This is a genomic window from Burkholderia sp. 28_3, from assembly GCF_003253915.1.
In the GTDB taxonomy this organism is placed as follows: Bacteria; Pseudomonadota; Gammaproteobacteria; order Burkholderiales; family Burkholderiaceae; genus Burkholderia; species Burkholderia cenocepacia.
On sequence record NZ_QKZF01000057.1, the window covers coordinates 1 to 8,539 of the forward strand.

At 68.7% G+C, this 8,539-nt stretch carries 7 protein-coding genes; 2 read left to right on the top strand and 5 right to left on the bottom strand.

Annotated elements, in window-relative coordinates:
* Positions 1 to 440 precede the first annotated feature (440 nt).
* Positions 441 to 911: a hypothetical protein gene (locus DFS13_RS39200; RefSeq protein WP_012493818.1), complete on the top strand. Its 471-nt coding sequence runs from the start codon at positions 441 to 443 to the stop codon at positions 909 to 911.
* A gap of 152 nt (positions 912 to 1,063) precedes the next feature.
* Here the strand turns inward: DFS13_RS39200 and DFS13_RS39205 are convergent, their stop codons facing one another.
* From DFS13_RS39205 to DFS13_RS39225, 5 genes are all read right to left on the bottom strand, one after another.
* Positions 1,064 to 1,741 (bottom strand): DUF429 domain-containing protein, encoded by a 678-nt coding sequence (locus DFS13_RS39205; protein ID WP_034203780.1) that lies wholly within the window; start codon positions 1,739 to 1,741, stop codon positions 1,064 to 1,066.
* Positions 1,742 to 1,750: 9 nt separating this feature from the next.
* Positions 1,751 to 2,275, bottom strand: a complete 525-nt coding sequence (locus DFS13_RS39210) for an HD domain-containing protein (RefSeq protein WP_006489846.1) — start codon at positions 2,273 to 2,275, stop codon at positions 1,751 to 1,753.
* A gap of 118 nt (positions 2,276 to 2,393) precedes the next feature.
* Entirely contained in the window at positions 2,394 to 5,864 is a 3,471-nt protein-coding gene (locus DFS13_RS39215; RefSeq protein ID WP_111442884.1) for a YhaN family protein, read from the bottom strand.
* Between the two features lie 3 nt (positions 5,865 to 5,867).
* A complete protein-coding gene (locus DFS13_RS39220) occupies positions 5,868 to 7,118 on the bottom strand; it encodes a DNA repair exonuclease (RefSeq protein ID WP_006487938.1) in 1,251 nt (416 codons plus the stop codon).
* A gap of 346 nt (positions 7,119 to 7,464) precedes the next feature.
* A complete protein-coding gene (locus DFS13_RS39225; RefSeq protein ID WP_111442885.1) occupies positions 7,465 to 8,235 on the bottom strand; it encodes a hypothetical protein in 771 nt (256 codons plus the stop codon).
* An 88-nt stretch (positions 8,236 to 8,323) separates the two neighbouring features.
* On the opposite strand from DFS13_RS39225, the gene DFS13_RS40675 reads away from it, so the two are divergent.
* Positions 8,324 to 8,539: hypothetical protein (locus tag DFS13_RS40675; protein ID WP_208328495.1), on the top strand; the 216-nt coding region annotated here is incomplete at its 3' end.

Here is an 8,539-nt window from a genome sequence, read left to right on the forward strand (position 1 = left end):
ATTTTTAAAGAGCATGTCTGCGAGGGATCTTGAACCCCTCAGCAGCGCTGCGTTTTCAGCAGCAGAGAAGCGAGATTATGAACCGTGTTTCGCAGCTCGTCAACAACTTTCTGAACGACTTCGTTGCGACTGCGGGGCTCAACTTCCGTACCGCCGAGGCTCGCTACCTCCGAACCCCAACAGCACTGCTTCCCTTCCCTCCGCGCCGCGTTTCCGTTAGCGCGAAAGAGGCGTGATTCTAAGCACCTGCCCCCATCCTTGCAAGCGCTTTGTGAAGAAAGTTTGAAAAAGCCTCCGTGCGCTACCGCGCACGGAGGCTTTGGGCTCGACGGGCCAGGAAGCGCAACGCGCGCCGCCGTCCAAAGATATGACGAACACGTCTCTTTCCCCCTATATGAGGGGGCGCGGAACGGCCAAGGAACCCGGCGCGGTCGAGTATCATGCCGCGACCGAACCACGCACTCATATTGACGATGGACAGCACGACTCAACCCGGCGACACCGACCTTCGCGACGAATATGCGGCACTGCGCGAGCGCGCGATCCTGCTGGAACAAGAGGTCCCGCCGCTTCTGCAACGCATCTCGGACATGCTGCCGCGCATCAGCGGCGAATCCGAACTCGCGGATACGCATCGCGAGCGACTCGTCGGTGCGCGCAACGCGGCGCTGGTCTCGATCGAAAACTATCAGCAGGCGATTCCATTCCTGCAGACCGCCGACTCGATCATCGAGCAGCTGGACAAGACGCCCGAGCGCGACGAAGACATCGAGTGGCGGGAATCGCTGCTGCAACGGCTGGACGAGTTGATCGATGTCGCGGTCGTGATGATCGACGATGCGGACAGCTACTTCGCGCATGCCCAAGCATGCGACCTGTCCAGCGTGCCGACATCCATCCTCGAGGATTGAACAGGCTCGCCCGGCATCGCGCGGTGCACCGGCCTCACGTCGTGCCCGCCGACAGCCGCTAGCCGCCCGCTGCATCGCCGGGCCTGCGGCATTCTTCCCGCACGAAGCGTTCGCCCTCCGACCGCCATCCCGCGCGGAGCCGCACGTCGCCGCTACGGCGAATCGAGCACGATCGTCTCGCTCATCACCGGCACGCGGATGTACCCGCCCGCCGCATCGCCATACGCATGCGCGTTCCCGTCGATCACGTACTGCGCCGTCAACGCGCACAAGGTGGCGTCTCGCGCATCGACGGTGCGCAGCGTCGATACGTCGATTCCCAGCCGCTCCAGCAATTGCCGCCGCTGATTGCGCTTCTGCTTCGCCGACGCCACGGCCTTGCCCAGCATCGCGCAGGTAATCGCATAAGGATAGGTTTCGAAGCTCGCACGGCCGCCCGCGTAGCGCGCGTCCGTCAGCAACGGATAGGCGTCCGAAAGCGCGCGGTAGACGCGCTCTCCCATGAACATCCAGTCGAAGAAGCCCGACGTGCTCGCGATGGCCTGCTCGCGCGACGGCGTCGGGAAGCACGAGATCCGTTCGCGCGCGAGCGCCTGCTCGGCCGCGCGGCGGCCGCTCCCTGTCCACCACAGGCTCGGCGCGTCGACGCCGACGGCCACGACGTCATGGACGAGACACAGTGCGGGCAACGACTCGGGCGCGATTCGCGCTTCCCGACAGACGACCGTCGAGCCACGCAGGATCACGAGATCGCACAGCTTCCTGTCGCCGCCGACGTCGACACCCGCGACTGCAGCCGGTCGTGGTGCGGCGGATCGGGCCGATCGCATGCGCGTGCGTCAGTCCGCCGGCCGTGCCGCGTACGCGGTGTCGAAGATCGCCTCGAGACCGGGATGGACGCCGCGCATCGGGTCGACGACCGACTTCGCCCAGTCGAAGTACGCCTGCTTGCGTTCGAGCGGCCAGTCCGCGGGCGGATGCCGGGCGATGTCGCGCAGGTTGCAGATCTTGTCGGCCAGCTTCACCAGCTTCGCGCGCCGGCTGATGGTGGCCGCGTGCTCGACCTGCAGACGCTTGCGCTCCTCCTTCGGCAGCGACTTGTCGTCGGTGACTTCCATCACGATGTCCGCCACATCCTTGCCGAACAGCCGCAGCAACTCCTGCTCGGTCGTCTCCGTATCCTCGACCGTGTCGTGCAACACCGCCGCGACGATCACGCGCTCGTCCTCGACGCCGGCCTCGTTGGCCAGTACGTCGGCGAGCGCGATCGGATGATTGATGTACGGCGACGCTTCTTCGTCCTTGCGCCGTTGATTGCGATGCTTGTCCGCCGCGAACGCAATCGCGGCTACCAGCTTCTTCATATTCACCCCTCGTGTGGCCAGACCGCGGCCGTTGAACCGGCCGCGTGCATTTCGGAACCGCTCATACTACCTGTACGCGACGACCCTTCCCGTGCGCCGGCTTCCCGGCGTGCCCGCATCACGCGCCGACCGGCGCGCGCTGCAACTCGACCACGTTGACCCGCGCGCCGAATACGTCCCTCACGAGCGGCAGCAGGTGGTCGTGGTGCGTCAGGAACAGCACCTGGGTACGCGTCGACAGATCGCGCAGCGCATCGAGCCCCGCCTTCGCACGCGCGTCGTCGAAATTGATGAACAGGTCGTCGGCGACGAACGGCAGCGCCGTGCGGCTGCCGAGCTGCAACTCGAGCGCCGCGATCCGCAGCGCGAGGAACAGCTGATCGCGCGTCCCTTCGCTCAACCCGGCGACCTCGACCGACGTCCCCTTCGTACGCCGTGCATACAGCGCGGGCGGCGTCCGTTCGGTATCGACGGTCAGCTTCGCGAATTCGCCCAGCGTGAGCCCGGCGAAGATCTCGCCCGCGCGCCGCAGCATCGGCCCCTGCTTCTGGTCACGGTAGCGATCCGTCGCCCACTTCAGCAAGCGGCTCGCCGTGGCCGCTTCCAGATACTGTTCGGCCGCGTCGCCCATTGCCGCGAGCGCCTCCTGCCGCTTCGACTCGGCGACCGCCGCGTTCGCCTGGCCGTCGATCGCGCCGAACGCCTGATCGGCCACGACCTGCTGCTGCGACAACGCGTTCAGCCGTTTGCCGACATCGTCCAGCGACTGCTTCACCGCTTCCAGATGCGCCGGCACGTCGGCAATGTCCTGTTCCGCCACCTCGGCCTCGACGGCGGACCGGGACAGCCCGTCGCCGTCGCGCACCAGCGCCTCGTGCGCGGCATCGACCGCCTGACGAAGCTGGCGCTGGCGATCCGAACGCTCGGCCAGCGGCAGCGCCGCATCGATCGACGCGACGCCGGCCCGTTGCAGCAGCGGCTGGATGCGCGCGTCGGCGCCGGCCACCGCGGCCGCCGCGTCCGCGACCTTGCCGTCGGCCTGCCGCACGGCCTCGTCGGCACGATCGATCGCACGCGCGATTTCCCGGGCGGCCGCGAGGCGCATCGTCAGCCGCCGCGCGACGTCCGGCCAGTCGCCGCTCGCCAGCCATTCCGGCGCGAGCGCTTCGGCAAGCCGCCGCGCGCCGGCCTCGAGCGCGTTCAACTCCGCGCGGATCGCGGCGATCCGGTTGCGCGGCGCGTCGGCATCGGCCAGTTCGGCCGTCACCGTATTCGCGAGCCCGAGCGCGCCTTCCGCCGCGGCCAGCGTCGTCGCGCTCGCGGACAGTTTCGCGTCGGCCAGCGCGTCGCGCCATTGCGCTTGCCACGCGTCGTAAGCCGTTTGCGCATGATCGGCCCGCAACTGCGCGGTCGCGCAGCCGCGTTCGGCTTCCCGCGCACGATCGTCGAGGCTGTCCTTCTGCGCGGCCGCTTTCTCGGCCGACTGCACGAACGTCTCGGCGACGGCGACGAGCGCGGCCAATCCGTCCGCCTCGCCGCCCCGCGATACCGGCAGCAGCGCCGCGCGCAGCGCGGCTTCCGCGCTGGCACGGGCAGCACGCATCGCGTCGAATTCGCGACGCTGACGATCGAGCTCGGCCTGCGCGGCGAACACCGCGTCGCGCTTCGCGAGCCAGTCGCCCATCGCCGCCAGCGGCATGCCGGGCACCGCGGCCGTCGTCGCGAGCGCGGTCCAGGCGTCGCGATGTGCGGCGAGCTCGCGCTCGCGTTCGTTCAGCGCGGCTTGCCGGCGCGTCACGCCTGCACGGGCGGATTCGACCTGCTGACGCAGCGATTGCAGCGTCGCCGCGGCCTGGGTCGCGCCGAGCTGCGCATCGACGAGTTCGTCGGCGAGGCGAATCGCGGCGTCGACCGCCGGTGCGCCCGTTGCGAGATCGACGGCCCCGCTGCGGATCTCGCCCCACGCGCCGTCGCGCCGCGCCCGCGCCGCCAGCACGTCGGCGGTCGTGACGACCTTGTGGTTCTCCGCGAAATGCTTCTCCTGCAGCACAAGCCGTTCGAGTTCCTCGAGCGCGCCATCCCGCGCGTCGCGCGCGGCAGCGGCCGCGCTGGCGCGTTCGCTGTCTTCCTTGAGCAACGCGCCGAGCCGCGCGGCCGACGGCACGTCGAGGGCGCGCAGTGTTTCGACCGGCATCCGCCATTGGCCGAGCGCATCGAGCGCGCCGGTCAGCGTGCGCTCGGCAGCCGCGATGTCATGCGCCAGCGCCTGCTCGCGCGGGCCGCTGTTGCGAAAACCCTGTGCATCGGCCAGCGCCGCGCGCAATGCTTGCGGCACGTCGACGGTCGACAGGCGCGCCTGTTGTTCGCGGACCTGCGCCAGCTCGCGCGTGCGTTCGTCGAGCGATTCGCGCGCGCCGGCGAGCGCCTGGTGCAACGCGCCATGCTCGCGCAGCAGGTTCGCGACGGTCTGCAGCGACAGCGCCGTCGGCAACGCGGCGCGCAGCGACGCTTCGTCCGTCGGCCAGCCGAGTTGCGCGGCCGCCGACAGCGCGGCGGACAGGTGCCGCTCGACGTCCGCACCGAGCAGCAGCAGATCCTGCGCGTGATTCATGCATGCGCCGCGCAGCCGGTCGAGCGCCTCGATATCCGCTTCGAGCGCCAGCGTGTCGGCGTCCGCGGCGATCGCATCGCGCGCCTGCCGCTTCGCGAGCAGGTCGGCGCGCCGTTCCTCGAGCACCTTCTGCTCGGCCGCGAGATCGCCTTGCGCCTTCAGCAGATCCGCATACGCGGTCGGCGGCAACTCGACGACCGCGCCGAGTTCGGCCAGCGCCGCGTCCTTGACCGTCAGTTCCTTCAAGTACGGCGCGAGCCGCCGCACGCGTTCGAGCTTCGAGCGCAGCGCTTCGAGCCGGCGCTGTTCCGCGCGCGCCTGCTCGATCTGCTGCTCGACCGCTTCGCGCGCGTCCTTGCGATCGACCCAGTCGCGCGTGCGCACCTGGACCGTCTTCAGTTCGGCGACGGCTTCGTTGAACGCCGTTTCGGCCAGCGCAAACGCGCTGCCGCTGCGACGCGGCGCCCACAATTCGAGCGCGCGCGCGTCGAGTTCCTCGCGCACCGGCCCGAGGCTGCCGACGCCGGCCGCCGATTCGAACAGCACCTGGCCGAGCTTGTCCGATGCGTCGAGAATGCTGCGGCCGCCATCGACCAGCCGCCCGTGATCGAGCCCGAACATCTGCTCGAAGAATTCGCGCGTCGCACCGTCGAGGATCGCGGCCAGATAGTCGTCGGGCAGCTTGTCGTCGGCGGGCGTGCGCAACGAACTGCGGCCACGCGCCCGGTGGAACGCGAGTTCACCGGCGCCGCTCTCCAGCACGCCGCCGATTCGCAACTCGGGTGTGCTGTGCAGGAAATCGAGCGGCGTCTGCAGCTTCATCCCGAACAGCAACTCGGACACGGCCGTGCGGATCGTCGACTTGCCCGCCTCGTTCGGCCCGACGATCACGTGAAAATCCTCGCTGGCCGACGGAAAACGCAGCGTCTCGTCGGTGAACTTGCCGTACTTGATCAGATCGAGCTGGCTGATGCGCATCGCTTACTCCCCCCTCGCCAGCCGCGCAAGCAGTGCGGGCCCGACCTGCTCGACCAGCGCGGTCAGCTCGCCCGCGCGCACCATCGTCAGCAACGGCACCTCCTCCTTCACGTCGCTGCGGACCTTGCCGACGAACGGCTTCAGGTCGCGTTCGAGCAGCGCGAGGAAATCCGGATCATGCGCGGCGTCGGCCAGGATCTGCTTCAGGTCCTCCAGCGCCTCGAGCGGTTCGCTTTCGCCCGGCTGCCGATCGGCAGCGGACGTCGCGAGCCGGACCTTCTCCAGCCACAGCCGCTCGTTGCCGATGATGCCGATCTGGTTCAGCACTTCCGCACGCAACTGCGGCGCGCGGCCGAAAAAGAGGCCATGCGCGGGCGTGCGCCCGGTGACGGTGACGCGCACCGCGCGCGGCACGTGGCCGTCGACGGTCAACAGCGCCTCCAGCGACTGGCCGATCTTTCGCGACAGATCGGCCACCGACAGGCAATCGGATGCATCGACCGACACGGCTTCCCAGCGCAGCACGTCGAGATACAGTCGCTCGACCTGCGTGTTGCCTTGCTCGACCGTCACGAGCACCGCGCCGCGCCGGCCGGTTTCGCGGATATGGCGCCCTTGCAGGTTGCCGGGAAACACGACGGTGGACGGGCCCGTCCATTGCTGGAATTCGTGCACGTGGCCGAGCGCCCAGTAGTCGTAGCCTTTCGCGTGCAGTTCGGCCAGCGTGCACGGCGCGTAGTTCGCGTGCGCCGCATACCCTTCGAGCGCCGTGTGCAGCACGCCGATGTTGTAGTACCCGGGCACCGGGTCCGGATAGCCGACCGCGAGATTGTCGACGACGGCCTTGTCCTTGAAGCTCTGCCCGTGCAGCGCGACGTCGAATTCCGGCAGCCTGAAGGTTTCCGGCTTGCGATGGCCGAACACCGTGACGTTGTCGGGCAGCGTCAGCTTCTTCGTCATCTCGCTTTCGGCATCGTGGTTGCCGCCGAGGACGAACGCACGGATCCCGGCCTTGCGCAGGCGGCCCATCTGCTGGCCGAAGAAGATGCCCGTGTTGTGATCCTTCCAGTCGCCGTCGTACAGGTCGCCCGCGATCACGAGGAACGCGACTTCCTCCTCGATCGCCCGATCCACGAGTTGCCGCAGCGCCTCGCGCGACGCGTTGCGCAACTGCGCGGCCGGCGCGTCGGGGTACGCGCTCAGGCCGTGCAACGGGCTGTCAAGGTGAATGTCTGCCGCGTGGATGAACTTCACGAAGGTTCCTCTGTTTCATGGCGAAGGGGCGACGCCGCTCGCACGGGCCCGTGCCGTCAGGCGTCACCCCGGTAGCCGCCGGGCCTGCCGCCGCAGATGCGACACGCGCCGAGCCGGATCGCGCTGCCCGTTGCAAGCGGGTCGCGATGGTACCTGAAAGCGGGTAACGACATGCGTTCTCCGTCGGTCCGGACGGCGGGGAAGCACGCGATACCGATGCGAACCGCCATTGTGCCGCAGCACGATCGCGTGACAGCGAAACGACGCCGGGAAAGCGCCGAACGGGGAGCAGGAACACACGCGGGATCGCCCCGCGTGCGTCGCGACGCACGCGCCCGGCTTGCGCTCACTCGCCGCGCGGAACGGGCGGCGGCGCATAGCCGTTGTCGTTGCCGGGGAATGGATTCGCGTTGCGGCGCAGCGCATCCTCGTCGCTCTCCTTCTGTGCGAACAGCGCCACACCGATCACGCCGACGTTCGCGGCATCGCCATACCTTGAATTCGCGACATAGCTGTCGGGCACGGCCGCGAAGCGGAACGCGGCGACTTCGTCGCGGCTCTTGCGGAAACCCTCGATCGTCAGCGTGCGGCCCGGATACAGCACGTAGCCGCCGTTCGTATAGCTGCCCGGCCGCCCCGACCGCACGTCGAGTCCATCGACCGTCGACACGACCTCGAACGCGCGGCGCCCCTGGTTACGCAACACGATCATGTAGCGCGAGCCTTCGACGCCGGCCATGTGCCAGCGGCCGTTGCTGCGCGCGAGACGCAGCGGCGCCCCCTTCTCGTCGGTAAACGACAGCGCGATGTCGCCGTTCGCGAGCGCGATGCGGGTCGGCAGCCGGCGCACCTGCGACGCGGGATGATGGCCGGGCAGCACGTCGTTGTAGTAGACCGACGCGAGGTCCGTCGGCTTCGCCGGATCCGCGCGTTCGAATTCGACCTGCCGGGTTTCGGATCGCACCGACTCGCCCCACGCGGTACCGAGCCCGCGGCGTTCGCTGGCGTCCGGCGCGGCGCTGGGCGCGGCGGTACTGGCGGACGGCGGGGGCGGCGCCGCGCAGGCAGCCAGCCAGAGCGCGCAGGCGAGCGCGAGAAGGCGGAACAGGAGGGTCATGACGTGATGCCTCGGAATGTTATCGGACCGCGCCGGGCTCGCCGGAACGGTGTTTTTGTATCGTCTGTCGTCACGGTGTCGATCGGACATGCTGGCCCATGCCGGCCGGTACGACCATCGCGGCGACCGGCTGTCGGGCGCCCTGCTATTTAAGCATGGCGCGCCGGCAATGGGCAGGGGGCCGCGCGCCGATAAAAAAACGGCCCGGCCTGAGCTGCACCCCAAAAGTTGGACTAGATCCAACCTTTGGGGTGTTTTTCATGACGAAGTACGACGAACGTTTTCGGCGTCGAGTGGTTCAGGC